The sequence below is a fragment of the Streptomyces misionensis genome, assembly GCF_900104815.1.
In the GTDB taxonomy this organism is placed as follows: Bacteria; Actinomycetota; Actinomycetes; order Streptomycetales; family Streptomycetaceae; genus Streptomyces; species Streptomyces misionensis.
This window is the reverse complement of sequence record NZ_FNTD01000004.1, coordinates 5,440,448-5,464,792: the sequence shown is the minus strand read 5'-3', so window position 1 is coordinate 5,464,792 and position 24,345 is coordinate 5,440,448. Positions and strand designations below refer to the sequence as shown.

18 protein-coding genes are annotated in these 24,345 nt (G+C 71.4%); 12 read left to right on the top strand and 6 right to left on the bottom strand.

Translation table 11 applies throughout. The annotated features are described in order from the left end of the window. Positions 1-191 precede the first annotated feature (191 nt). The 8 genes from BLW85_RS26655 to BLW85_RS26620 all read left to right on the top strand — a co-directional run bounded on the left by BLW85_RS26655 (position 192) and on the right by BLW85_RS26620 (position 10,057). Positions 192-1,100: an ABC transporter ATP-binding protein gene (locus BLW85_RS26655; RefSeq protein WP_074993354.1), complete on the top strand. Its 909-nt coding sequence runs from the start codon at positions 192-194 to the stop codon at positions 1,098-1,100. Next, on the top strand, positions 1,097-1,831 hold the full coding sequence (locus BLW85_RS26650) for an ABC transporter permease (protein WP_074993352.1): 735 nt from the start codon (positions 1,097-1,099) through the stop codon (positions 1,829-1,831). The genes BLW85_RS26655 and BLW85_RS26650 overlap by 4 nt, the downstream gene beginning before the upstream one ends. 25 nt (positions 1,832-1,856) lie before the next feature. Then, positions 1,857-3,107, top strand: a complete 1,251-nt coding sequence (locus BLW85_RS26645; RefSeq protein WP_074996219.1) for a sensor histidine kinase — start codon at positions 1,857-1,859, stop codon at positions 3,105-3,107. Next, entirely contained in the window at positions 3,097-3,738 is a 642-nt protein-coding gene (locus BLW85_RS26640; RefSeq protein WP_070023114.1) for a response regulator, read from the top strand. Before BLW85_RS26645 ends, BLW85_RS26640 begins: the two co-directional genes overlap by 11 nt. 95 nt (positions 3,739-3,833) lie before the next feature. Beyond that, entirely contained in the window at positions 3,834-5,696 is a 1,863-nt protein-coding gene (locus BLW85_RS26635) for an ABC transporter transmembrane domain-containing protein (protein WP_074993349.1), read from the top strand. Beyond that, a complete protein-coding gene (locus BLW85_RS26630; RefSeq protein WP_074993347.1) occupies positions 5,693-7,456 on the top strand; it encodes an ABC transporter ATP-binding protein in 1,764 nt (587 codons plus the stop codon). Before BLW85_RS26635 ends, BLW85_RS26630 begins: the two co-directional genes overlap by 4 nt. A gap of 351 nt (positions 7,457-7,807) precedes the next feature. Continuing rightward, positions 7,808-9,463, top strand: a complete 1,656-nt coding sequence (locus BLW85_RS26625) for a M4 family metallopeptidase (RefSeq protein WP_074993345.1) — start codon at positions 7,808-7,810, stop codon at positions 9,461-9,463. Between the two features lie 72 nt (positions 9,464-9,535). Further along, positions 9,536-10,057, top strand: a complete 522-nt coding sequence (locus tag BLW85_RS26620) for a DUF1990 family protein (protein ID WP_070023118.1) — start codon at positions 9,536-9,538, stop codon at positions 10,055-10,057. Positions 10,058-10,083: 26 nt separating this feature from the next. On the opposite strand, the gene BLW85_RS26615 is transcribed toward BLW85_RS26620, so the two are convergent. The 6 genes from BLW85_RS26615 to BLW85_RS26590 form a co-directional block, all read right to left on the bottom strand. After that, a complete protein-coding gene (locus tag BLW85_RS26615) occupies positions 10,084-10,596 on the bottom strand; it encodes a hypothetical protein (RefSeq protein WP_074993344.1) in 513 nt (170 codons plus the stop codon). A gap of 59 nt (positions 10,597-10,655) precedes the next feature. Beyond that, complete coding sequence (locus BLW85_RS26610; RefSeq protein WP_074993342.1) at positions 10,656-11,153, bottom strand: hypothetical protein; 498 nt, start codon at positions 11,151-11,153, stop codon at positions 10,656-10,658. A 49-nt stretch (positions 11,154-11,202) separates the two neighbouring features. Next, complete coding sequence (locus BLW85_RS26605; protein WP_143060467.1) at positions 11,203-12,504, bottom strand: hypothetical protein; 1,302 nt, start codon at positions 12,502-12,504, stop codon at positions 11,203-11,205. Between the two features lie 94 nt (positions 12,505-12,598). Continuing rightward, on the bottom strand, positions 12,599-13,039 hold the full coding sequence (locus BLW85_RS26600; RefSeq protein ID WP_074993338.1) for a hypothetical protein: 441 nt from the start codon (positions 13,037-13,039) through the stop codon (positions 12,599-12,601). Between the two features lie 131 nt (positions 13,040-13,170). Then, positions 13,171-13,527 (bottom strand): DUF4333 domain-containing protein, encoded by a 357-nt coding sequence (locus BLW85_RS26595; protein WP_074993337.1) that lies wholly within the window; start codon positions 13,525-13,527, stop codon positions 13,171-13,173. Between the two features lie 339 nt (positions 13,528-13,866). Next, complete coding sequence (locus tag BLW85_RS26590; RefSeq protein WP_074993334.1) at positions 13,867-16,485, bottom strand: glycosyltransferase family 1 protein; 2,619 nt, start codon at positions 16,483-16,485, stop codon at positions 13,867-13,869. Positions 16,486-16,815: 330 nt separating this feature from the next. On the opposite strand from BLW85_RS26590, the gene BLW85_RS26585 reads away from it, so the two are divergent. The 4 genes from BLW85_RS26585 to glgB all read left to right on the top strand — a co-directional run bounded on the left by BLW85_RS26585 (position 16,816) and on the right by glgB (position 24,307). Next, the gene (locus BLW85_RS26585; RefSeq protein WP_074993332.1) at positions 16,816-18,915 is read left to right on the top strand and encodes an alpha-1,4-glucan--maltose-1-phosphate maltosyltransferase; all 2,100 of its coding nucleotides are present in this window, start codon (positions 16,816-16,818) and stop codon (positions 18,913-18,915) included. Beyond that, on the top strand, positions 18,912-20,612 hold the full coding sequence (gene treS, locus BLW85_RS26580; protein WP_074993330.1) for a maltose alpha-D-glucosyltransferase: 1,701 nt from the start codon (positions 18,912-18,914) through the stop codon (positions 20,610-20,612). The genes BLW85_RS26585 and treS overlap by 4 nt, the downstream gene beginning before the upstream one ends. Positions 20,613-20,704: 92 nt before the next feature. After that, positions 20,705-22,072 carry a maltokinase N-terminal cap-like domain-containing protein gene (locus BLW85_RS26575; RefSeq protein ID WP_208624900.1) on the top strand — a complete coding sequence of 456 codons (1,368 nt, stop codon included), beginning with the start codon at positions 20,705-20,707 and terminating at the stop codon, positions 22,070-22,072. A gap of 27 nt (positions 22,073-22,099) precedes the next feature. Then, positions 22,100-24,307 carry a 1,4-alpha-glucan branching enzyme gene (gene glgB / locus BLW85_RS26570; protein ID WP_074993327.1) on the top strand — a complete coding sequence of 736 codons (2,208 nt, stop codon included), beginning with the start codon at positions 22,100-22,102 and terminating at the stop codon, positions 24,305-24,307. The last annotated feature ends 38 nt before the right edge of the window (positions 24,308-24,345 follow it).

Genomic DNA, 24,345 nt, shown 5'->3' with positions numbered 1-24,345 from the left:
GGCGAGCGTACGGACCGGCCCCGGCCTCGCCCACCGAGTTTTGGCCGGACCCGGATCGGCCGCTGGTCCTACGACCGTGCCGGGTCCCGGCCCCGTCCGAGGGGTCGTAGGGCGCATCATCCGATCGGCCGATGCCGGTTCGAGCGGGCCGGCCGATGCCGCGCGCCCGGCCCGCGCGGGAGCCTCGGAGCATGCCATCCGTCATCGAAGTCACCGATCTGCGCAAGTCGTACGCGGGCCGCGCCGTGGTCGACGGGGTCTCGTTCGCCGTCGAGGAGGGCGAGATCTTCGGGATCCTCGGCCCGAACGGGGCGGGCAAGACCACCACCGTCGAGTGCGTGGAGGGGCTGCGGGAGCCCGACGCCGGCCGGGTCCGGGTCGCCGGGTTCGATCCCGTGGCGGACCACGAGCGGGTCGCCCGCGTGCTCGGCGCCCAGCTCCAGCAGAGCGAGCTGCAACCGAAGCTGACCGTGCGCGAGGCGCTGGAGCTGTACGCGTCGTTCTACCCGGACCCGGCCGACTGGCGGCCGCTCGCCGAACGCCTCGGGCTCACCGCCAGGCTCGGCACCCGGTTCGCCAAGCTGTCCGGCGGTCAGCGCCAGCGTCTGTTCATCGCGCTGGCGCTCATCGGGAACCCGCGGGTCGTCGTGCTGGACGAGCTGACCACCGGCCTCGACCCGCGCGCCCGCCGGGACACCTGGCAGCTGATCGAGGACGTCCGCGGGGGCGGGGTCACCGTGCTGCTCGTCACCCATTTCATGGAGGAGGCGCAGCGGCTGTGCGACCGGATCGCGGTGCTCGACAAGGGGCGGGTCGCCGCCCTTGACACCCCGGCCGGGCTCATCCGCCGCTCGGCGGGCGCCACCGTCATCAGCTTCACCCCGTCGGCCCCGCTGGACGACCACGACCTCGCCGCCCTGCCGGCCGTCGCCTCGATCGCCCGCAAGGACGGCCGGATCACCCTCTCGGGCACGGACGAGACCGTGAACGCGGTCGTCACCCTGCTCGTCCGCCACCGTGTCACCGCCCATGAGCTGCGCGTCACCGACGCCACGCTCGACGACGCGTTCCTCGACCTGACCAAGGAGGCCACGGCATGAACACCGCCGTCCTGCGCACGGAGTTCCGGCTGTTCCGCCGGGAGCCCGGCGCCGTGTTCTGGATCTTCCTGTTCCCGACGCTGCTGCTGGTGATCCTCGGCTCGATCCCCTCCTTCCGGGATGCGGACGAGGCCCTGGGCGGGCTGCGGCCGGTCGACGCCTACGTGCCCATCGCGGTGCTGATCGCCCTGATCATGTCCGGGGTGCAGTCGCTGCCCCAGGTCCTGACCGGGCACCGGGAGCGCGGGATCCTGCGCCGGATGCGGCTCACCCCGGTGCGGCCCGTCGTGCTGTTGTCCGCGCAGATGGTCATGACGGGCACGGTGGCACTGGCCTCGGCGCTGCTCGCGCTGGTCGTCGGCCGGCTCGCCTTCGGTGTACGGCTGCCCGCCCAGCCGGCCGGGTATCTGCTGGCCCTGCTCCTGGCCGCCGCGTCGGCGCTCGCCCTCGGCTCCGTCGTCTCGGCGCTGTCCCGGACCACGAAGATGGCGAGCGCGATCGGCACGGCGGTGTTCTTCCCGATGATGTTCTGCGCGGGTGTGTGGCTGCCGGTGCAGGAGATGCCGCACGCGATGGCGCGCGTGGTGGAGCTGACCCCGTTCGGGGCGGCGGCCCGCGCGCTGGGCGAGGCGGCGGCCGGGGACTGGCCCGGCTGGGGGCACCTCGGTGTGCTCGCGGCCTGGACGGTGCTGCTCACGGCGGCCGCGGCCCGCTGGTTCCGCTGGGAGTGAGCGTGGGGTGGCCGACACTGTGGACATGACGAACACCGCTCGACAGCAGCCCCGGGTCTCCTTCAACAGGTGGGGGCCCTGGGCGCTGCTGGGCGTCAGTGTCGTCGCGGCGGCCATGTCCGCCCGGGCGACCGGCATGGACCGTACCGGGGCGGTCGTGTCGGTGGTGCTGGTGCCCGCGGCCGTCGTGCTCCAGGGGTGCTGGGCGTGGGTGCGGCGCCGGCAGCCGGGCCCGAGCCGGACGGGCGTGTGCCTCTACGCCCTGCGCTGGGCCATCGGCTTCGTGCTGACCTGGGCCAACCCGTTCTTCGCCTTCTACGCGGTGACCGGCTACTACACCGCGGGCCTCGACCTGCCCCGCCGCTTGGTGCTGCCCGGCCTGTTCCTGACCGCCGTCACCATGTCGGGCAGCGAGATCGGCGGCTGGCCGCCGCACGGCCTGGTCCTGTGGCTGGGCTTCTTCCTCGTCCTCGCCGTCAACATGGGCATGGTCAGCGTGTTCACGCGGTACGCCCAGCAGGAGCAGGAGCACGCCGTGGTGCAGGCCGACACCATCGGCGAGCTGGAGCGTACCAACGCGGCGTTGCAGCGGGCGCTGGACGAGAACGCCGCGCTGCACGCCCAGTTGCTGGTGCAGGCCCGGGAGGCGGGCGTCGCGGACGAGCGGCGGCGGCTCGCCGCCGAGATCCACGACACCATCGCGCAGGGCCTGACCGGCATCATCGCCCAGCTCCAGGTGGTCGCCGGCGCTCCCGACCTGACCACCGCCCGCACCCATCTGGAGCGCGCCGCCGCGCTCGCCCGGCACAGCCTGGGCGAGGCCCGGCGCTCGGTGCACAATCTGGCCCCGGTCGAGCTGGCCGCCGCCGGGCTGCCCGAGGCACTGCGCAAGACGGTCGCCGAGTGGGGCGAACGCACCGGTGTGCGGGCCGAGTTCACCGTCACCGGCACCGTCGAGACGCTGCACGAGGAGGTCTCGGCGACGCTGCTGCGGATAGCCCAGGAGGCGCTGTCCAACGCGGCCCGGCACGCCCGCGCGAGCCGTCTCGGCCTCACCCTGTCCTTCATGGGCGACGAGGTCAGCCTGGACATCCGCGACGACGGCACCGGCTTCGACCCGGCCGCCGTCCCTGTCCGCACCCGGGCCGGCGGCTTCGGCCTGGACGGCATGCGGGCGCGCGCCGAGCGGATCGCGGGCACGCTCACCGTGGAGTCCGAGCCGGGGCACGGCACGGCGGTGTCGGCTCGCGTACCGTTGGTCCGCGATGACCAGTGAATCCCTCATCACGCTGCTGATCGTCGACGACCACCCGGTGGTCCGCGACGGGCTGCGAGGCATGTTCGAGTCGGCGCCCGGCTTCCGGGTGCTCGGCGAGGCCGCGAGCGGCCCGGAGGGGGTGGCCCGGGCGGCGGAACTGGACCCCGACGTCGTCCTGATGGACCTGCGCATGCCGGGCGGCTCCGGCGTGGCCGCGATCCGCGAGCTGACCCGGCGCGGCGCCCGCGCCAAGGTGCTGGTCCTCACCACGTACGACACCGACTCCGACACCCTGCCCGCGATCGAGGCGGGCGCCACCGGCTACCTCCTCAAGGACGCCCCGCGCGACGAGCTGTTCACCGCGGTGCGCGCCGCCGCCGAGGGCCGTACGGTGCTCTCCCCCGCCATCGCCTCCCGGCTGGTGCGGGCGGTCCGCGCCCCCGTCCCCGGCAACGAGCCGCTGTCCGCCCGCGAGCGCGAGGTCCTCGCCCTGGTCGCCAGGGGCACCGCCAACCGCGAGATCGCCCGCGAGCTCTTCATCAGCGAGGCCACGGTCAAGACCCACCTGACCCATCTGTACGCCAAGCTGGGCGTCAACGACCGCGCGGCGGCGGTGGCGGTGGCGTACGACCGGGGCATCCTCGGCTAGGGCCCGTTCGCGGCGCGCTTTATTCGATGGAGCCGCCGCCGTCGCCCCCACTACCGTCGGGATTTCCCGGGAGGTCCGAGGCGATCGGGGGTCGGATGGTCGACGCGTACGAGGATCCGGGGACGCCCGATACGCGCGGTGGCTGGTGGTACCTGTGGTGGCTGGTGGCGCGGCAGCCCGGGCGGGCGGCGGCCGGGGCGGGCCTCGGCATCGTGTGGATGACGCTGCTGGCCGCGCAGCCGTACCTGATGCAACGGGCCGTGGACGACGCTCTGGTGCCCGGGCGGCCGGGGGCGCTGGCCGGGTGGGCCGGGGTGATGCTCGCGGTGGGGGCGGTGACCGCCTGGCTGAGCGTCCTGCGGCACCGGACGATGACCCGGCTGCGCATGGACGCCTCTTTCCGTACGGCGAAGGTGGTCGTGGGGCACGTGGTGCGGCTGGGCGCCGCGCTGTCCGACCGGACCGGGGCCGGCGAGGTGGTGACGATCGGCGTCGGCGACGTGAAGTCCGTCTCGGACGCGCTCACCATGGTCGGGCCGGGCGTCGGCTCGCTCGTCTTCTACGGGGTGGTGGCCGGGCTGCTGGTGACGGTGTCCCCGCTGCTCGCCCTGGTGGTGCTGCTCGGTCTGCCGGTGCTCGCGCTGGTCACCGGTCCGCTCACGCGCAGGCTTCAGGGCGTGGAGGGCGAGTACCGGGAGCGGCAGGCCGTGCTCACCGCCCGGATCGCCGATCTCGCGGGCGGGCTGCGGGTGTTGGGGGGCCTCGGCGGCAAGGGGCTGGTGGCGGACGCCTTCCGCGCGGACTCGCGGCGGCTGCTCGACCAGGGCTACCGGGTGGGCGCGGTGGCCAGCTGGGTGCAGGCGCTCGCCGTGGGGCTGCCCACCCTGTTCCTCGCCGTCGTCGCCTGGCTGGCGGCCCGGATGGCGGCCCAGGGCGAGCTGAGCGTGGGCCGGCTGGTCGCGGTGTACGGCTATGTCGCGGTGCTGGTGGGGCCGGTGACGTTCTTCGTGGAGATGGCCTACGACCTCAACCGGGGCGTGGTCGCCGCGCGCCGTGTCGTGGGGCTGCTGCGGCTGGCGCCCGACCCGGACGAGGGCACGCTGCCCGCGCCCGCCGGACCGGCCGAACTGTACGACCCGGCCTCGGGGTTGCGGGTGACGCCGGGCCGGCTCACCGCCCTGGCCGCCGCCCGCCCCGCCGACGCCACCGCCGTCGTCGACCGGCTCGGCCGCTACGGCCCGACCGAGGCCACCTGGGGCGGGGTCCGGCTGGACGCGATCCCCCTGGCCGAGGTGCGTCGCCGCGTCCTGGTCGCGGACCACGAGGCCCACCTCTTCGCCGGCCCGCTGCGCGAGATGCTGGCCACGGGGGAGCTGTCCGGCGGGGGCGGGGCGGCGACCGGTACGGGCCTGCCCGGTGGGAGCGCCCCGCACCGGGCGGCGGCCGCCCCCGGCACCGGCCGTCCGGTGGCCGGCGCGTCGCCGCGGGCGCCGGGCGCCGAACGCCCGCGCGGTGCGGACGCCCTGCGCCGGGCGATCTACACGGCCGCCGCGGAGGACGTCGTGCGCGGGCTGCCCGAGGGGCTGGACTCGGTGGTCTCCGGGCAGGGCCGCAGTCTGTCCGGCGGGCAGCGCCAGCGGTTGCGGCTGGTGCGGGCGCTGCTGGCCGACCCCGAGGTGCTGCTGGCCGTCGAGCCGACCTCCGCGCTGGACGCGCACACGGAGGCGACGGTGGCCGGGCGCCTGCGCGCGGCCCGGGACGGCCGCACCACCCTGGTCACCAGCACCTCCCCGCTCGTGCTCGACCGGGCGGACACCGTGGTGTTCCTGGCCGACGGCAAGGTCGTCGCGAGCGGCCCGCACCGGCGGCTGCTGGCGGAGGAACCGGGCTACCGCGCCCTGGTGGCCCGCGACACCGGCATCACCGGCATCACCGGCACGGAGGCGAGCACCCCATGACCACGGACGAGACGCCGCTGCCGGTCGCCGGGCGGGCGCAGGTGCGGCGGGCGGTGGCGCGGTTGGTGCGCGCCGATCTGCGGGCGTTCGCCGGGACGCTGTCGCTGAACGTGCTCGCCGCGGCCGCGGGGCTCGCCGGGCCGTGGCTGGTCGGCCGGATCGTCGACGAGGTGCGGGCCGGGCGCGGGGTCGGCGCGGTGGACCGGCTGGCCCTGTGGATCCTGCTGTGCGCGCTGGCCCAGCTGGTGCTGGCCCGCTGGGCGCGCCGGGCGGGCTACCGGTTCGGCGAGCGGACGCTCGCGCGGGTGCGCGAGAGTTACGTCGAGCGGGTGCTGGCGCTGCCCTCCGCCGTGGTGGAGCGGGCCGGCACCGGCGATCTGACGGCGCGCGGCACGGCGGATGTGACGGCCGTCGGCGACACCCTGCGGGACGCGGGCCCCGAGCTGCTGGTGAACACCGTGCAGGGGCTGTTCGTGCTGGGCGCGGTGTTCGCGCTCGATCCGCTGCTCGGCGCGTTCGGGGTGCTCGGGCTGACCCCGATCTGGCTGGTGCTGCGCTGGTACCTGCGGCGCGCCCGCGACGGCTATCTCGCCGAGGGCGCGGCCGGTTCCGCGGTCGCCGAGATCATCGCGACGACGGCCGAGGGCGCCCGTACCGTCGAGGCGTTCGGTCTCGCCGGGCGGCGGACCGCGGCGAGCCGGGACGCCCTCGACCGGTCCCGGCGGGCCCGGTTGTACACGCTGTTCCTGCGCACGGTGTTCTTCCCGGTGGTCGAGACGACGTACACCGTCCCGACGGTCGGCGTGCTGCTGCTGGGCGGCTGGCTGTACACGCGGGGCGCGGTCGGGGTCGGCGCGGTGGTGGCGGCGGCGCTGTATCTGCGCCAGCTGGTGGAGCCGTTGGACCAGATCCTGATGCGGGTGGAGCAGATGCAGTCCGGCGGGGCCTCGTTCGCCCGGGTGGAGGGGCTGGCCCCGGCTCCGGGCGGCGCGGCGGACGGCGACGGCGCGAGGCCCGCGGACGACCGGATCGAGGTGCGCGGCGTGCGCTACGCCTACGAGCACGGCGACGAGGTGCTGCGCGGGGTGGACCTGGCCGTGCGCCCCGGTGAACGCCTCGCCGTGGTGGGCCCCTCGGGCGCCGGGAAGACGACGCTGAGCCGGCTGATCGCGGGCGTCGACCGGCCCGGGAGCGGCACGGTGACGGTGGGCGGGGTGCCGGTCGCCGGGCTGTCCCCGGAACTGCTGCGCCGCCAGGTCGTCCTGGTCACCCAGGAGCACCATGTGTTCCTGGGCACCGTCCGGGACAACCTGCGCATCGCCGAACCGGACGCCACGGACGAGCGGTTGTGGGCGGCGCTGGCGGCCGTGGGCGCCGACGGCTGGGTCGGCGAGCTGCCCGACGGGCTCGACACCCGCCTCGGCGCGGGGGGCCGCCCGACCGACGGCTCCCAGGCGCAGCAACTGGCGCTGGCCCGCGTGGTGCTGGCCGATCCGCACACCCTGATCCTGGACGAGGCGACCGCGCTGCTCGACCCGGCGACGGCCCGGCACACCGAGCGCGCCCTCGCCGCCGTGCTGCGCGGCCGTACCGTCATCGCCGTGGCCCACCGCCTGCACACCGCGCACGACGCGGACCGGGTGGCGGTGATGGAGGGGGGCCGGCTGACCGAACTGGGCACGCACGAGGAGTTGGTGGCGGCCGGCGGCGCCTACGCGGCGCTGTGGCGGACGTGGCACCAGGGCGCCCTCCGGCCATGACCGGTGGGCGAATCGGCCAACAACGGAGAAGTTCTCGGGGACGCGTTTCGGCCACGCCCGGCGTAGGCGCCCGAGGCGACCGGAACCTGACGTTCCTGTGAATCACCCCCCAAAGCCCTGGTAATTCAAGGTCGTTGAGGGACACGTGCCTCTCGTAGTACCCCTGTTCACACACCCGCAACATTCACCGGACAGTCGACTTCCAGCCAACATCACTTCAGGGTCATGACATGTACGCGCCCTTGATGTCACTCTCTCTCCACGCCGCAAGCAGCACAGCAGCTTCACAGCGAAATACTTCCCGGCCAGTAACCCCACGCTGACCGGTCTCCCCCACGAGAAGGAGCTTGCGTGAGCCCCCTCTACGCGCGTCACAAGCGCACCACCCTCGCCATCGCCACCGCCGTCGCCGCCGGAGCCCTGATCTCCGCCGGAATGGCCACGAGCGCCTCGGCCACCCCCGCCCCGGCCGCCGCCAAGACGCCCGCCGCCGCCCCGGCGATGCTGTCCGCCTCGGCCCACACCTCGCTGATCAAGCAGGCGCAGGCCGACGCCCCCGAGACCGCGCAGCAGATAGGTCTCGGCGCCAAGGAGAAGCTGGTCGTCAAGGACGTCGTCAAGGACCTCGACGGCACGGTCCACACCCGCTACGAGCGCACCTACGCGGGCCTGCCGGTCCTCGGTGGCGACCTGGTCGTCCACACGTCCAAGGCCGGCAAGACCGAGGGCGTCACCAAGGCGAACAAGGCGACCATCAAGGTGGCCTCGCTCACGCCCAAGCTCACCCCGGCCAAGGCCGAGAAGCAGGCCGTGTCCGCCGCCAAGGCCCTCGGCTCCGCGCAGTCCACCGCGGACGGCGCCCGCAAGGTGATCTGGGCCGGCTCCGGCACGCCCGTCCTCGCCTACGAGACCGTCGTCGGCGGCCTCCAGGACGACGGCACCCCGAACCAGCTGCACGTCATCACCGACGCGGCCACCGGCAAGAAGCTCTTCGAGTACCAGGGCATCGAGAACGCGACCGGCACGGGCAAGACCCTGTACTCCGGCACCGTCAGCCTCGACACCACCCTGTCGGGCTCGACGTACCAGCTCACCGACGCCACCCGGGGCGGCCACAAGACCTACAACCTGGCCCACAAGACGAGCGGCACCGGCACGCTGTTCACCGACGCCGACAACGTGTGGGGCACCGGCGCCGCCTCCAGCTCCTCGACGGACCAGACGGCCGCCGCGGACGCCGCCTACGGCGCCCAGGAGACCTGGGACTTCTACAAGAACACGTTCGGCCGCAACGGCATCAAGAACAACGGCGTCGGCGCCTACTCCCGCGTCCACTACGGCAACTCGTACGTGAACGCGTTCTGGGACGACAGCTGCTTCTGCATGACGTACGGCGACGGCTCCGGGAACACCCACCCGCTGACCGCGCTGGACGTGGCCGGCCACGAGATGAGCCACGGTGTCACCTCCAACACCGCGGGCCTCAACTACAGCGGCGAGTCCGGCGGCCTCAACGAGGCCACCTCGGACATCTTCGGCACCGGCGTGGAGTTCTACGCCAACAACTCGACCGACAAGGGCGACTACCTCATCGGCGAGAAGATCAACATCAACGGCGACGGCACCCCGCTGCGCTACATGGACAAGCCCAGCAAGGACGGCGGCTCGGCGGACTACTGGTCCTCCTCCGTCGGCAACCTGGACGTCCACTACTCGTCCGGCGTCGCCAACCACTTCTTCTACCTGCTGTCCGAGGGCAGCGGCGCGAAGACGGTCAACGGGGTGTCGTACAACTCCCCGACCTACAACGGCTCCACGGTCACCGGCATCGGCCGGGACAAGGCGCTCCAGATCTGGTACAAGGCGCTGACGACGTACTTCACGTCGACCACCAACTACAAGTCGGCCCGCACGGGCACGCTGTCCGCGGCGGCCGCCCTGTACGGCTCCGGCAGCACCGAGTACAACGCGGTGGCGGCGGCCTGGTCGGCGGTCAACGTCAGCTGACCCCGGCAGGGTTGTGAAGAGGGCGGCACCCGGAGCGGATCTCCTCCGGGTGCCGCCCTACTCTTGGGCCCCATGTCCTCGGCACCCTTCACCCACGAACCGGTCGGAGCGACCCGCGACGACCTGACCTTCTGCCCGCCCGGCTACCGCCCCCTGCTGGTGCGCGCCCGCCTCGGCGAGGGCCGGCGGGTCTTCGACCGGGCCGCCGAGGCGGTCCTCACCTGGGAGATGCACCGCGCGATAGGCGTCGGCATAACCGCCGCCGCCGACCGCGCCGCCCCCGGAGTGGACGTCACGGTCTCCCTGGCCGGCCTGGTCAGGGCCCCCTGCCGGATCATCTGGACCACCGAGGAGCCGCGCCGCGCGGGATGGGCCTACGGCACCCTCGCCGGCCACCCCGAGTGCGGCGAGGAGGCCTTCGTCGTCGACCGCACCGGCGACGGCACGGTCTGGCTGACGGTCGCCGCGTTCAGCAAACCCGCCAGCTGGTACGCCAGGGCCGGCGGCCCCGCCACCCGGGGGCTGCAACACGCCTACGCCCGCCGCTGCGGCGCGGCCCTGCGCAGGCTGTGCGAGGGGCTGACGGAGGAGTGACCTCGATGGCCGTGGAGATGCAGACCTCACAGCTTCCCGAAGACCACACCCCGCCAGGTCCAACCGGACTGGAGGACGGTGTCCCGCAGCGGATCGCGCAGCTGCGCGCTATCGAAGCGGAAGGTTTCCGCCATTTCCAGGTGACCGTTCTCCCTACGGCCGACAGTCCAGCGACGACTGACGGTCCGACTCGGCCCGCGCGTATACTGTTTCGACAGCTCGAGGGCCGCCGGAGACCCGTTTCGAGCGATCTCCCACTGCTCTTCGAGTGCTCGAACCTCATTGCCTTCCCGGACCAGTCGCATCCTGATCCGAACGGCGTGAGTGATCTGGGACTCCGCGAAGACCTGCCGCCATGCAGGCTCTGTCAGGCGCCACTCTGCCACCAGGTCACACTGCTCCCCGGCGCTGTACCGGATCACGTAGGGAACATCAGGCTGATTGAGACCGAGCAGAACACCCCTCATCTCCTCCCGCGTGACCGGCGAAACGCCCTCCGCTGGATGCTGGGTACCGGTGAGTCTGTCGAAAAGTCCCATGAAGTCAGACTATGAAAAGCGTGGCCGCCGACACAAGGCTCGGCCACTTCGGGGATCACTTAAGGCGCCCCGCCATCGCCCGGACGGACGGTTCCCAGGAGTGCCCTGAAATCGTCCAGAACAGTCGGATGCTGCGATTCGGTGGAGGTGAGCACAAATCTGATCACTACCCGCTTGTGCGGGTCCTCAATGTCCAACAGGGACAGGTATGCCTGGGACTGGACGAGGGCGCGGCTCTTCCCTGCGACAGAAATCGAGAAGGCCAGTGTCTGCGTGAAGCCTGGCGCGTCCGAGGACCCGGCCTCGCAGCGATCGGTGACTACGACCGGCGAGGCTGCCTGGTCCATGTGCTCCACCGACTCGTCGGCGATCTCAGGAAGAGTCGCAGTATCCGGCCGATACTCGCCATCAATCGTTATATTCGCAGTGAAGCCGTCATCCGGCGGAAGGTGAACAGCAACGAATGACGCGTCAGGCGCGCCGAGTTTGTCTGGAGGGGCCACTTGCCAGCCCTTCGGCAAGTCGAATGTGATCGGTGCCGGCAGATTCGTCGACATTCAGGGGTCCCTCTCTGCGTCGGTTCACTCACGACCACGTGTCATCGGTTCAGAACACGTTACTGATGGCATGCCCGAGGGAACGCGCTCCGTTGCCCACAGCACCAGCCAGGTCATCCGCCGTGTGAGCAACCTTGTTCGGATCGATGTTGAAATCAAAGCCCATCTCGCCACCAAGGGCGGGGGAGAGACCCACGCTCCCTTCGAAACTCCACACTCCTTGGTCGCTCCTCTTGTATCCCCACTCGGCTTCGGCACCGGGGCCGGCCCACCCTTCGGCGGAGAAACCGGCCGAAATTCCGCCTACGTCAGCCCCGATTTCGCCACCGCCCTTGGCTCCCGCGAACGCCTCTGCGCCAACGTGGGCACCGTCCTTACCTGCCCCGACGCTGGCGCTGGCCTCTCCGCCCACCGTGGCTTCCGTTTTTCCGGAGACGCTGGCAGGGCCGACCTCCACGGAACCCTCGGCCGAGCCTTCGCCCCCCGCGAAGACGCTCGCGTCCCCTGTGATGCCGTCCTTGGATGCCTCAGCACTGGCGGAACCCTTGGCCCCCGCGTAAACGTCGGCCTTCCCGTCGAGCTTCCATGGCCCCCTGGTGAGCGAGCCCTCCCCTTCAGCGCTCCCGAGGTCGCCGTGCGCTTCCACCTCCCCCAGTTTGCCGTTTTTGAGATCGGGACCGCTCGCATCCCATCCCTTATCGGGACCGGACGCGTCTGACTTTCCTTTGGACACCCAGCCGTCGGCTTTGGTACGGGCCTCGCGCTTGGCCTCGTCCTCGTACGTTTTGATGTCTCCATGGGCCTGGCCGTTGAAGCCGGTAAGCGTGCCGTCCCTGACGTCAGTGTCGACCATCACCCGCTTGAGGGCGTTTTCGACCTCTGCGTCGATGTGGCCCATTTCCTTCACAAGACGATTGATCTCCGCCTGCCACGAGGCGACAGATTTACCTACGGACTGCTGGTAATCCGGATCATGATGGAGAGCAGCGCGTTCGTTTTCACTCAGTTTCGCGGTGTCGTAGGAGACCACACCTTCCTCCGACACCACCATGCCTGCCTTGACGGCGTCCGCCTGAGCGGACTCCAGCTTCTTCCTGAGACCGGTGAAATCTGTGTGCGCCTCACGCAGCAGTGAGGCTACCGCCTTGGCCTCGGTCTGCGCGGCCTGGAACTGCCTGAACGTGACGTTGAAACGCTCCCGCGCCGCGTCGGCACTCACCGCGATCCAGTTCTGGTTCAGAGTGATACCGCATACGTGTCTGTGATATGCCAGTTCCTGCGTGTGAAACTTCTTCGCCATCCCGTCCCAGCTGTCCGCTGCTGCGGTGAGGGCGGACAGGTCGGTGGTCATGATCTCGCGGTAAGTCGGCATGGGATCCCCGTTATCACACAACAGACTGTCGGGTTTGTGCGGTGAATCAAAAGTTGGTGACTGAAACGGTCGTTCAGTATCCGTAGAGCACCGACACCGAGCTCGTTTTCTCACCGACTTGAAAGTCCGTCGACTGCAGCGTGGTATTGGCGCTGCGCAGCGCCTGCTTGTCCCCCACGAGCATGTGCATCAGGTTCTTCACCTGGTCTGCCCAAGCATCGTGCGCCTCCTTCAGAGCACCCGACGTGTGCCACCCCGGACAGAAGGCGTTGACGGCCGTAATGGTGTCCTTATCCGCCCAACCTCCTGCCTCATGAGTGTCGGGCTCAATGTGTTGCTCGATGAAGTTGGCTGCAGCCTTCTTCTCCGCGGGCGTTGAAACCAGCTTCTGCCCTCCGACCTGCCCCGGAAAAGCAGGACCCGTTCCGATATCGCCCGGCACCTGGTTCAGCCGCATCCCGACGGGCTGCACTGCCCCGCCGCTTCCCGGCTGGGCCTGCTCCGCACCTGCCATGAGTTGCCTCCCCTGTTCGCCATCACTGGGCGCCGGCGTGGTAGCCCCTCGTTTACGACGGGCCGTCGCACCGTAGCGCTATCTCGCCCAGGGCAGCACGAGAGCCGAAACCAATCAGCCACGGCCAGACGTCAATGACCCGCAGGGGAAGCCTTGTCATCGGCCTTGAAGTCGTAGTTGATCTTATCCCCGCTCACAGACGTGACATTTACGGATACGCCCAGCGTGCTGCCGTCGTCGGCCACGAGCGTGCACCGCATGGTGGTGCCAACCTTGCCGACCAAATCTTCGGGGCAGGTGATATGCGGCTTCGGCCGTCCTGTGGCGGCGGCGAGCTTTTCCGAAAGTGTGCTGGAGAGCTTCTCCGCGGAGAGCTTCGGCGGCGTTGGCTTCTTGACCTCGACCGACGCCGAGCAACCCGGAAGGAGGGCGCCGGCCGCCACCGCTGAGAAGATCGTGACCGCCATGGTCATCCGGGCTTTGGGCATCAGGTACTCCTGGTCGACTGGTCATGACTCAAGGACCCGAAGAGCATACTGGCGTGGCACTGTGGGTGTTAGTGAGGGCTCTTGGCCATAAACGGCTGTACGATCGCTAGTTGCACATTTTCACCACAATCCTTCACTTCACCTACATAATCTCTGGTGAAGGTCGCAGGCCTGTGGCATGCGGCGCCGGACTGCACACGACGCCAGACGCCACACGGAAGTTCTACGACAGCAAATTTTTACGGGAGCCAAGCGCTTTTGTCTGACCGGTTGCCGGGAACAGATCATCGGTCGGCGGCAGGACCGACCGTCAACCCGACCTCGCCAAAGCAGCAGCGCTCACCGCAGCAACACCCCCGCGTGCTCGACCAGTTCCTCCGACGGCAGTGCCACCAGGCCCAGTTCCGCGCCGGAGGCCAGCAGGCGGTGGGCGGGCAGGATGCGGACCGTGTAGCCGTAGGGGCCGGTGCGGTCGAGGGCGAGGGGGCCCTCGTAGAGCTGGCGGCCCTCCAGGTCGGGGGCGCCGGCCGGCTTCAGCGGGACGACGGTGGCGTCGGTGATGCGGTCCTGCGCGTCCACCCGCCCGGACACCGCCTGCACCTCCACGTCGTCGGGGGACAGCCCCCCGAGGCCGACCCGGACCCGCAGTCCCAGCGTCGTGCCCAGTTCGGCCGTGGCCGTGGTCTCGGTGGTCTCCACGTGGTCGACGCTCACCCCGTGCCAGGCCTGTCGCACCCGCGCCTTCCACCCGGCCAGCTCCCGCGCGGCGTCCGGGGTCAGCGCGCGGTGCGAGCGGGCGGCCGGGGTGTAGAGCCGGTCGACGTACTCCCGGACCATGCGGCCGGCCAGCACCTTGGGGCCGAGCAGGGTGAGGGTCTGGCGGACCATCTGGATCCAGCGGTCCGGCAGTCCGCCCCGGCCGCGCTCGTAGAAGCGCGGGGTGATCCGCTGCTCCAGCAGGTCGTACAGGGCCGCCGCCTCGATGTCGTCGCGCCGTTCCGGGTCCGTGCCGGGGCCGTCGGCGGTCGGGACGGCCCAGCCGAAGTCCGGCCGGAACCACTCGTCCCACCAGCCGTCGCGCACCGAGAGGTTCAGACAGCCGTTGAGCGCCGCCTTCATCCCGGAGGTGCCGCAGGCCTCCAGCGGGCGCAGCGGGTTGTTCAGCCAGACGTCGCAGCCCGGGTAGAGCTTCTGCGCCATCGCCATGCCGTAGTCGGGCAGGAAGACGATCCGGTGGCGCACCTTCGGGTCGTCGGCGAACCGGACCAGTTCCTGGACGAGGCGCTTGCCGCCGTCGTCGGCCGGGTGCGCCTTGCCCGCCACCACGATCTGCACCGGCCGCTCCGGATGCAGCAGCAGCGCCCGCAGCCGGTCGCGGTCGCGGAGCATCAGGGTGAGCCGTTTGTACGACGGCACGCGCCGGGCGAACCCGATCGTGAGCACGTCCGGGTCGAGCACGCCGTCGATCCAGCCCAGCTCGGCGTTGCCCGCCCCGCGTTGCCGCCAGGAGGCGCGCAGCCGCTCCCGCACCTCCAGCACCAGTTGTTCGCGCAGGGTGCGGCGCAGCTCCCAGACGTCCTGGTCCGGGATGTCCGCCGCCGCGTCCCAGCGCTCGGAGCCGCCGACGGTCAGCGCGTCCTCGGCCCGCTGGGTGCCGATCCGCCGGGCGCCGAGCCGCAGCACCTCCGGGGCCACCCAGGTGGGCGCGTGCACCCCGTTGGTCACGGAGGTGATCGGCACCTCCTCGGCGTCGAATCCCGGCCACAGTCCGGCGAACATCTCCCGGCTGACCCGGCCGTGCAGCAGCGACACCCCGTTGGCCCGCTGCGCGAGGCGCAGCCCCATCACGGCCATGTTGAACAGGTTCGGCTCGCCGCCCGGGTAGGTCTCCATGCCGAGCGCGAGGATCCGCTGCGTCTCGATCCCGGGCAACTCGGCGTCCGGCCCGAAGTGCCGGGCGACCAGGTCCCGTTCGAAGCGGTCGATGCCGGCCGGGACGGGGGTGTGCGTGGTGAACACCGTGCCGCCCCGCACCGCCTCCAGCGCCGCGTCGAACTCCAGCCCGCCGGCGCACAGTTCGGCGATCCGCTCCAGGCCGAGGAAGCCGGCGTGCCCCTCGTTGGTGTGGAACACCTCCGGCTCCGGGTGCCCGGTGAGCCTGCAGTACGCGCGCACCGCGCGGACCCCTCCTATGCCGAGCAGCATCTCCTGGAGCAGCCGGTGCTCGCTGCCGCCGCCGTAGAGCCGGTCGGTGACGGAGCGTTCGCCGAGGTCGTTCTCCTCCACGTCGGAGTCGAGCAGCAGCAGGGGCACCCTGCCGACCTGGGCCAGCCAGATCCGGGCGTGCAGGGCCCGGCCGCCGGGCAGGGCGAGACAGACGCGCGCACAGGTGCCGTCGGCCTCCTTCAGCCGGGTGAGGGGCAGTTCGTTCGGGTCGAGCACCGGGTAGTGCTCCTGCTGCCAGCCGTCGCGGGACAGGGTCTGCCGGAAGTAGCCGTGCCGGTACAGCAGTCCGACCCCGATCAGCGGCACCCCGAGGTCGCTGGCCGCCTTGAGGTGGTCGCCGGCGAGGATGCCGAGCCCGCCGGAGTACTGGGGCAGCGCGGCGGTGATGCCGAACTCCGGGGAGAAATAGGCCACCGCGGCGGGCAGGCCCTCGGTCTGGGCCTGGTACCAGCGGTCGCCGGTCAGATAGTCGTCCAGGTCGTCGGCGGCGGCGTTCAGCCGGCGCCGGAACCGCCGGTCCCCGGCCAGCTCGGCCAGCCGCGCGGGCCGCACCCGGCCCAGCAGCCGCACCGGGTCGCAGCCGGCCGCGGCCCATGCCTCGGGGTCGACGGACTGGAACAGGTCGCGCGTTTCCGCATGCCAGGACCAGCGCAGATTGTGCGCGAGGTCGCTCAGCGGCCGGAGGGGTTCGGGGAGAACGGGACGGACGGTGAACCGACGGATCGCCTTCACATTCCACCTCGGACGCGTTACGGGATGAGACGTACCGCGGGGTACGTCTCGTTCGTCCCTCCCGACGGTAGTGGTTACCGGGGCGTCGGTGGGGACGTACCAACGGGGGTGTCGGGGCGTGGGGAGGCGGCGCCGGGGCACTCGCGGAAGTGGGCCGGTCTTGCGGGTGGACATACGCGCGAGTAGTTAACAAAGTTCCGGATTGCCCACCCGAAAAGGGTGGGAAGGCTCCTCCATATCCACCCCACAGGTCGCGCCCAGCACCTCCCGCAGGACCCACCTCCCCATAGTCATCCGCCCACAGCCACGTTGACGCGGACAGGAGCGGTCATGCCCGCCACGAACCATTCGTCAGCAACCCCGCCGGGCCCCAGGGCCACGGCGTCCGGGAAGAAGCCTGCGGACCGGAAACGTCCGAAGTCCCCCGCCCCCAAGCCACCGGGGCCCGCCCCCGTGACGGGCCGCATCCCGGTCCTCGACGTGCGCCCCGCGGTGCAGCACGGGCGCCGGCCCGCCAAGGCGGTGACCGGGGAGTCCTTCGAGGTGTCGGCCACCGTGTTCCGGGAGGGGCACGACGCGGTCGCGGCGAACGTGGTGCTGCGCGACCCGGCGGGCCGGGCCGGCCCGTGGACGCCGATGCGGGAACTCGCCCCGGGCACCGACCGCTGGGGCGCCACCGTCACGGCGGGCGCGCCCGGCCGCTGGACGTACACCGTGGAGGCCTGGGCCGATCCGCTCACCACCTGGCAGAACCACGCCCGGATCAAGATCCCGGCCGGGATCGACACCGAACTCGTCCTGGAGGAGGGCGCCCGGCTCTACGAGCGCGCCGCCGCCGGGGTCCCCGGGGCACGGCGCCGGCGCGTGCTGGAGGCGGCCCGCGCCCTGCGGGACGAGGAGCGCCCGGCCGCCTGGCGGCTGGCGGAGGCGCTGCGGCCGGAGGTGCGGGACGTGCTCGCGCGGTTTCCGCTGCGGGAGTTGGTGACCGCGTCGGACCCGATGCCGCTGCTGGTCGAGCGTGAACGCGCGCTCTTCGGCTCCTGGTACGAGTTCTTCCCCCGCAGCGAGGGCACCGAGCAGTGCCCGCACGGCACCTTCCGCACCGCCGCGCGGCGGCTGAAGCCGATCGCGGACATGGGCTTCGACGTCGTCTACCTGCCCCCGATCCACCCGATCGGCCACACCTTCCGCAAGGGCCGCAACAACAGCCTCACCGCCACCCCCGACGACGTCGGCGTGCCCTGGGCCATCGGCTCCCCCGAGGGCGGACACGACACCGTCCACCCCCAACTCGGCACCATCGAGGACTTCGACCACTTCGTCGGCCAAGCCCGCGCGCTGGGCCTGGAGATCGCCCTCGACTTCGCCCTCCAGTGCTCCCCCGACCACCCCTGGGTGCACAAGCACCCCGAGTGGTTCCACCACCGGCCCGACGGCACCATCGCCCACGCCGAGAACCCGCCGAAGAAGTACCAGGACATCTACCCCATCGCCTTCGACGCCGACATGGACGGCCTCGTCGCCGAGACCGTGCGCGTGCTGCGGCACTGGATGGACCACGGAGTGCGGATCTTCCGCGTCGACAACCCCCACACCAAACCGGTCGTCTTCTGGGAACGCGTCATCACCGAGATCAACGGCCGCGACCCCGACGTGATCTTCCTGGCCGAGGCCTTCACCCGCCCCGCCATGATGCACACCCTGGCCCAGATCGGCTTCCAGCAGTCCTACACCTACTTCACCTGGCGCACCACCAAAGCCGAACTCACCGAATACCTCACCGAGTTGACCGGCGAGGCGGCCGCCTACATGCGGCCCAACCTCTTCCCCAGCACCCCCGACATCCTGCACGCCTACCTCCAGCACGGCGGCCGCCCCGCCTTCGAGGTCCGCGCGGTCCTCGCCGCCACCCTCTCCCCCAGCTGGGGCATCTACAGCGGCTACGAACTGTGCGAGAACACCCCCCTGCGCGAAGGCTCCGAGGAATACCTCGACTCCGAGAAGTACCAGCTCACCCCACGCGACTGGGACACCGCCGCACGCGAGGGCCGCACCATCGCCCCGCTGATCACCCGCCTCAACCACATCCGGCGCCGCAGCCCCGCCCTACGCCAGCTGCGCGACCTGCACTTCCACCACGCCGACCAGGACGCCGTGATCGCCTACTCGAAGCGCGGCGGCTCGAACACGGTTCTGGTCGTCGCCAACCTCGACCCCCACCACACCCAGGAGGCCACGGTCTCGTTGGACATGCCGCAACTCGGCCTGGAATGGCACGAGTCGGTGCCGGTGCGCGACGAGCTCACCGGCGAGACCTACCACTGGGGCAGGGCCAACTATGTGCGCCTCGAACCGGGCCGCCGGCCCGCGCACGTCTTCACCGTCCTGCGACCGTCCAACCCGCAGATCGGAGGGTCACCCATCACATGATCGTCAATGAGCCCGTCCCGGACACCTTCCAGGACACTCCGGCCGGGGACCGGGACCCGGACTGGTTCAAGCGCGCCGTCTTCTACGAGGTGCTGGTCCGCTCCTTCCAGGACAGCAACGGCGACGGCGTCGGCGACCTCAAGGGCCTGACCGCCAAGCTCGACTACCTCCAGTGGCTCGGCGTGGACTGCCTGTGGCTGCCCCCCTTCTTCAAGTCCCCGCTCAGAGACGGCGGTTACGACGTCTCCGACTACACCGCCGTGCTGCCGGAGTTCGGCGACCTCGCCGACTTCGTGGAGTTCGTGGACGCCGCCCACCAGCGCGGCATGCGCGTGATCATCGACTTCGTCATGAACCACACCAGCGACCAGCACCCGTGGTTCCAGGAGTCCCGCCGCGATCCGCACGGCCCGTACGGGGACTACTACGTCTGGGCCGACGACGACAAGCAGTACCAGGACGCGCGGATCATCTTCGTGGACACCGAGGCGTCCAACTGGACGTACGACCCGGTACGCAAGCAGTACTACTGGCACCGCTTCTTCTCGCACCAGCCGGACCTCAACTACGAGAACCCGGCGGTGCAGGAGGAGATGATCTCCGCGCTGAAGTTCTGGCTGGACCTCGGCATCGACGGGTTCCGGCTGGACGCGGTGCCGTACCTGTACCAGCAGGAGGGCACCAACTGCGAGAACCTGCCCGCGACCCACCAGTTCCTCAAGCGGGTGCGCAAGGAGATCGACGCCCAGTACCCGGACAAGGTGCTGCTGGCGGAGGCCAACCAGTGGCCGGAGGACGTGGTCGACTACTTCGGCGACTACACCTCGGGCGGCGACGAGTGCCACATGGCCTTCCACTTCCCGGTGATGCCGCGGATCTTCATGGCCGTACGGCGCGAGTCGCGCTACCCGGTCTCCGAGATCCTCGCCAAGACGCCCGCGATCCCGTCGAGTTGCCAGTGGGGCATCTTCCTGCGCAACCACGACGAGCTGACCCTGGAGATGGTCACCGACGAGGAACGCGACTACATGTGGGCCGAGTACGCCAAGGACCCCCGTATGCGCGCCAACATCGGCATCCGGCGCCGGCTCGCCCCGCTGCTCGACAACGACCGCAACCAGATCGAGCTGTTCACCGCCCTGCTGCTGTCCCTGCCCGGCTCGCCGATCCTCTACTACGGCGACGAGATCGGCATGGGCGACAACATCTGGCTCGGCGACCGCGACGCCGTGCGCACCCCCATGCAGTGGACCCCCGACCGCAACGCCGGCTTCTCGTCGAGCGATCCGGGCCGGCTCTTCCTGCCCACGATCATGGACCCGGTCTACGGCTACCAGGTCACCAACGTGGAAGCCGCCATGTCCTCGCCGTCCTCGCTGCTCCACTGGACCCGGCGCATGATCGAGATCCGCAAGCAGAACCCCGCCTTCGGCCTCGGCACGTACACCGAACTCCAGTCGAGCAATCCCGCCGTGCTCGCCTTCCTGCGGGAGTACGAGGACGACCTGGTGCTGTGCGTGCACAACTTCTCCCGCTTCGCCCAGCCCACCGAGCTGGACCTGAGCCGGTTCGGCGGGCGGCACCCGGTCGAGCTGTTCGGCGGGGTGCGCTTCCCGGCGGTGGGCGAGCTGCCGTATCTGCTGACCCTCGCGGGACACGGCTTCTACTGGTTCCGGCTGCGCCGGGAGGCGGTGTAGTCCGGCCGCTCGCGCCGCGGGGCGTTTCCCCCGCCCCGCCCCGGGCACGCGACAGTGACACCCCGACGACCCGGGGAAAGGACGTGACGCCCATGACGGAAGCGGTCACCCCTCCGACGAGCACCACCCTCGACGCACTGGCCCCCCTGCTGCGCGCCTGGCTGCCCCGGCAGCGCTGGTTCGCGGGCAAGGGGCGCCCGGTCACCGGCATCACCCCGGTGGCCGTCACCCAACTCCTGCCGCCCGAGGGGCGGTTGGGCCTGTACCACGTCCTGGTGCGGGTCCATCAGCCACCGGGGCCGCAGCCCGGCCACTGCTACCAGCTCCTCATAGGCGTGCGCGAGGCGCTGCCGCCCAGGCTGGCGCCCGCGCTGATCGGCCATGTGGACAGGGGCCCGCTCGCCGGACACACGGTGTACGACGCCCTCCACGACCCCCGGCCCGCCGAAGTGCTCCTGGAGGCCCTGCGCACCAGTGCCCGCATCGGCGGGCTCGTCTTCGAGCGGGACCCGCGCCGGGAGATCCGGCCGCACCTGGTGGCCCGGCTGCTGGCCGCCGAGCAGTCCAACTCCTCGGTGGTGTACGGGGACGCGTACATCCTGAAGGTGCTGCGCCGGGTGGTCCCCGGGATCAACCCCGACCTGGAACTGCCGCTGGCGCTGGCCCGTGAGGGCTGCCCCCGGGTGCCCGCGCCGACGGCCTGGCTGCACACCGAACTGGACGGGGAGCCGCATGTGCTGGCGGTGCTCCAGCCGTTCGTGAGCGCGGCCGCCGACGGCTGGGAGCTGGCGTTGCGCGCCCTCGCCAAGGGCGAGGGCTTCGCCCCCGAGGCGCGGGCGCTGGGCCGGGCCACCGCGGAGGTGCACACCGCGCTCGCCCGCGCCCTGCCGACGGTCACCCTCGGCCCGGCCCAACTGGGGCCGCTGGTCCAGGGAATGACCGAGCGGCTGGCGGCGGCCGTCCAGGCGGTGCCCGCGCTGGTGCCCTACGAGGAGGGGCTGCGCTCGGCGTACACGGCGCTGGGCGAGCTGGTGACCCAGGGCCGGACCTGGACGGCGCAGCGGGTGCACGGGGACCTGCACCTCGGGCAGTGCCTGCGCGCGCCGTCCGGCGACTGGTCCCTGATCGACTTCGAGGGGGAGCCGGCCCGGCCGCCGGCCGAGCGGCGGATGCCGCAGCCACCGGTGCGGGACATCGCGGGGATGCTCCGCTCCTTCGACTACGCGGCCCGCTCGGCGAGCCCGCCCGCACCGCGCTGGGCGCACGACTGCCGGGCCGCCTACTGCTCCGGGTACGCGGAGGTGACCGGGCGCGACCCGCGCACCGATCCGGTCATGCTGCGCGCCTACGAGACCGACAAGGCCGTCTACGAGGTGGTGTACGAGGCCCGCCACCGCCCCGACTGGCTGCCCGTGCCGCTGTCGGCGGTCCGCCGCCTCGCCGCGTCCGACCCGAACTGACCCGATCCACGCCCGGGAGACTCGCTCGTGACGTCGAAGAACCACGTATCCGCCGCTGCCGGGACCGCCGCGCCCTGGGAGGCCGGGGACCGCGACCGGCTGCTGCACGGCACCCACCACGACCCGCACGCCGTACTCGGCGCCCATCCGGCGCCGGACGGCGTGGTCTTCCGGGCCCTGCGCCCGGGCGCCCGCTCGGTCACCGTCGTCACCGGCGAATTGCGCGCCGAGCTGCGCGACGACGGCGACGGCTTCTTCTCCGGCCTGCTCCCGCTGACCGCCGTACCGGACGCCTACCGGCTGCGGGTGGCGTACGACGGCGGGGTGCACGAGACGGAGGACCCCTACCGCTTCCTGCCCACGCTCGGCGAGCTGGACCTGCATCTGATCGGCGAGGGCCGGCACGAGCAGCTGTGGCGGGCCCTCGGCGCCCACGTCCTGACCCACCAGGGGGTGAGGGGCACCCGGTTCGCGGTGTGGGCGCCCGATGCCCGGGGGGTGCGGGTCGCCGGGGACTTCGACTTCTGGGACGGCACCGGCTTCCCGATGCGTTCACTGGGTTCCTCCGGGGTCTGGGAGCTGTTCGTACCGGGGATCGGCGAGGGCGAGCTGTACAAGTTCGAGATCACCCGGCCCGACGGCTCCCGCACCCTGCGCGCCGACCCGCTGGCCCGCCGCACCGAGGCACCGCCGGCCACCGCGTCGGTCGTGCACGTCTCGCACCACGTGTGGGACGACGCGGAGTGGATGGCCCGCCGGGGGGACGTACCGGTGCACGAGGCGCCGTTCTCGGTCTACGAGGTCCATCTGCCGTCCTGGCGCCCCGGCCTGACCTACCGGGACCTCGCGGAGCAACTGCCCGCTTATGTCACGGAGATGGGCTTCACCCATGTGGAACTGATGCCGGTCGCCGAGCACCCCTTCGGCGGCTCGTGGGGCTACCAGGTCACCGGCTTCTACGCGCCGACGGCCCGCCTGGGCACCCCGGACGACTTCAAGTACCTGGTGGACCGGCTGCACCAGGCCGGCATCGGCGTGCTGATGGACTGGGTGCCGGCCCATTTCCCGCGCGACGCGTGGGCGTTGGCCGAGTTCGACGGGCGCCCGCTGTACGAGCACCCCGATCCGCTGCGGGCGGCGCACCCCGACTGGGGCACGCTGGAGTTCGACCTGGGCCGGCCCGAGGTGCGCAACTTCCTGGTGGCGAACGCCGTGTACTGGTGCGAGGAGTTCCACGTGGACGGCCTGCGGGTGGACGCGGTCGCCTCCATGCTCTACCTGGACTACTCGCGCGAGCCGGGCCGGTGGACGCCGAACGAGCACGGCGGCCGGGAGAACCTGGACGCGGTCGCGTTCCTCCAGGAGATGAACGCCACCGTGTACCGGCGCTGCCCGGGCGTGGTCACCGTCGCCGAGGAGTCCACCGCCTGGGACGGGGTGACCCGGCCGACCGACAGCGGCGGGCTGGGCTTCGGGCTGAAGTGGAACATGGGCTGGATGCACGACTCGCTCCAGTACATGTCCCACGACCCCGTGCACCGCGCGTACCACCACCACGAGATGACCTTCTCGATGATGTACGCGTACAGCGAGAACTACGTCCTGCCGATCTCCCACGACGAGGTGGTGCACGGCAAGCGGTCCCTGGTCTCCAAGATGCCGGGCGACTGGTGGCGGCAACGCGCGGACCTGCGCGCCTACCTGGGCTTCATGTGGGCCCACCCGGGCAAGCAACTCCTGTTCATGGGGCAGGAGTTCGCCCAGGGCGCCGAGTGGTCCGAGGCGCACGGCCCGGACTGGTGGCTCCTCGACCCGTCGTATCCCGCCGAGCCCGACCACCGGGGCGTCCGCGACCTCGTGCGCGATCTCAACGCCCGCTACCGGGCCACCGCGGCGCTGTGGCAGCGGGACACCGATCCGTCCGGGTTCCGGTGGATCACCGGCGACGCGGCCGACGACAACGTGCTCGCCTTCCTCCGGCTCTCCGCCGCCGGCGCCCCCGTACTCGTCGTCTGCCACTTCTCCCCGGTGCCCCGCCCCGACTACGCGATCGGCGTCCCGGACGACGTCCCGGCCTGGTCGGAGATGCTGAACACGGACGCCGAGCGCTACGGCGGGAGCGGTGTGACCAATCCGGGGCCGCTGAAGGCGGAGCCCCGGGCCGCCCACGGCCACCCGGCCTCCGTCCGCCTGACCCTGCCCCCCTCGGCCACGGTGTGGCTGCGGCCGGCCTGACGGCCGGGCGCCCCGCGGCACGCCGCCGCGGAGCGCCC

What these genes read in the sequence shown, in the direction of transcription:
- BLW85_RS26655 (WP_074993354.1), top strand. Translation starts at nt 192, where the DNA reads ATGCCATCCGTCATCGAAGTCACCGATCTGCGCAAGTCGTACGCGGGC.
- BLW85_RS26650 (WP_074993352.1), top strand. Translation starts at nt 1,097, where the DNA reads ATGAACACCGCCGTCCTGCGCACGGAGTTCCGGCTGTTCCGCCGGGAG.
- BLW85_RS26645 (WP_074996219.1), top strand. Translation starts at nt 1,857, where the DNA reads ATGACGAACACCGCTCGACAGCAGCCCCGGGTCTCCTTCAACAGGTGG.
- BLW85_RS26640 (WP_070023114.1), top strand. Translation starts at nt 3,097, where the DNA reads ATGACCAGTGAATCCCTCATCACGCTGCTGATCGTCGACGACCACCCG.
- BLW85_RS26635 (WP_074993349.1), top strand. Translation starts at nt 3,834, where the DNA reads ATGGTCGACGCGTACGAGGATCCGGGGACGCCCGATACGCGCGGTGGC.
- BLW85_RS26630 (WP_074993347.1), top strand. Translation starts at nt 5,693, where the DNA reads ATGACCACGGACGAGACGCCGCTGCCGGTCGCCGGGCGGGCGCAGGTG.
- BLW85_RS26620 (WP_070023118.1), top strand. Translation starts at nt 9,536, where the DNA reads ATGTCCTCGGCACCCTTCACCCACGAACCGGTCGGAGCGACCCGCGAC.
- BLW85_RS26615 (WP_074993344.1), bottom strand. Translation starts at nt 10,596, where the DNA reads ATGGGACTTTTCGACAGACTCACCGGTACCCAGCATCCAGCGGAGGGC.
- BLW85_RS26610 (WP_074993342.1), bottom strand. Translation starts at nt 11,153, where the DNA reads ATGTCGACGAATCTGCCGGCACCGATCACATTCGACTTGCCGAAGGGC.
- BLW85_RS26605 (WP_143060467.1), bottom strand. Translation starts at nt 12,504, where the DNA reads ATGACCACCGACCTGTCCGCCCTCACCGCAGCAGCGGACAGCTGGGAC.
- BLW85_RS26600 (WP_074993338.1), bottom strand. Translation starts at nt 13,039, where the DNA reads ATGGCAGGTGCGGAGCAGGCCCAGCCGGGAAGCGGCGGGGCAGTGCAG.
- BLW85_RS26595 (WP_074993337.1), bottom strand. Translation starts at nt 13,527, where the DNA reads ATGCCCAAAGCCCGGATGACCATGGCGGTCACGATCTTCTCAGCGGTG.
- BLW85_RS26585 (WP_074993332.1), top strand. Translation starts at nt 16,816, where the DNA reads ATGCCCGCCACGAACCATTCGTCAGCAACCCCGCCGGGCCCCAGGGCC.
- treS (WP_074993330.1), top strand. Translation starts at nt 18,912, where the DNA reads ATGATCGTCAATGAGCCCGTCCCGGACACCTTCCAGGACACTCCGGCC.
- BLW85_RS26575 (WP_208624900.1), top strand. Translation starts at nt 20,705, where the DNA reads ATGACGGAAGCGGTCACCCCTCCGACGAGCACCACCCTCGACGCACTG.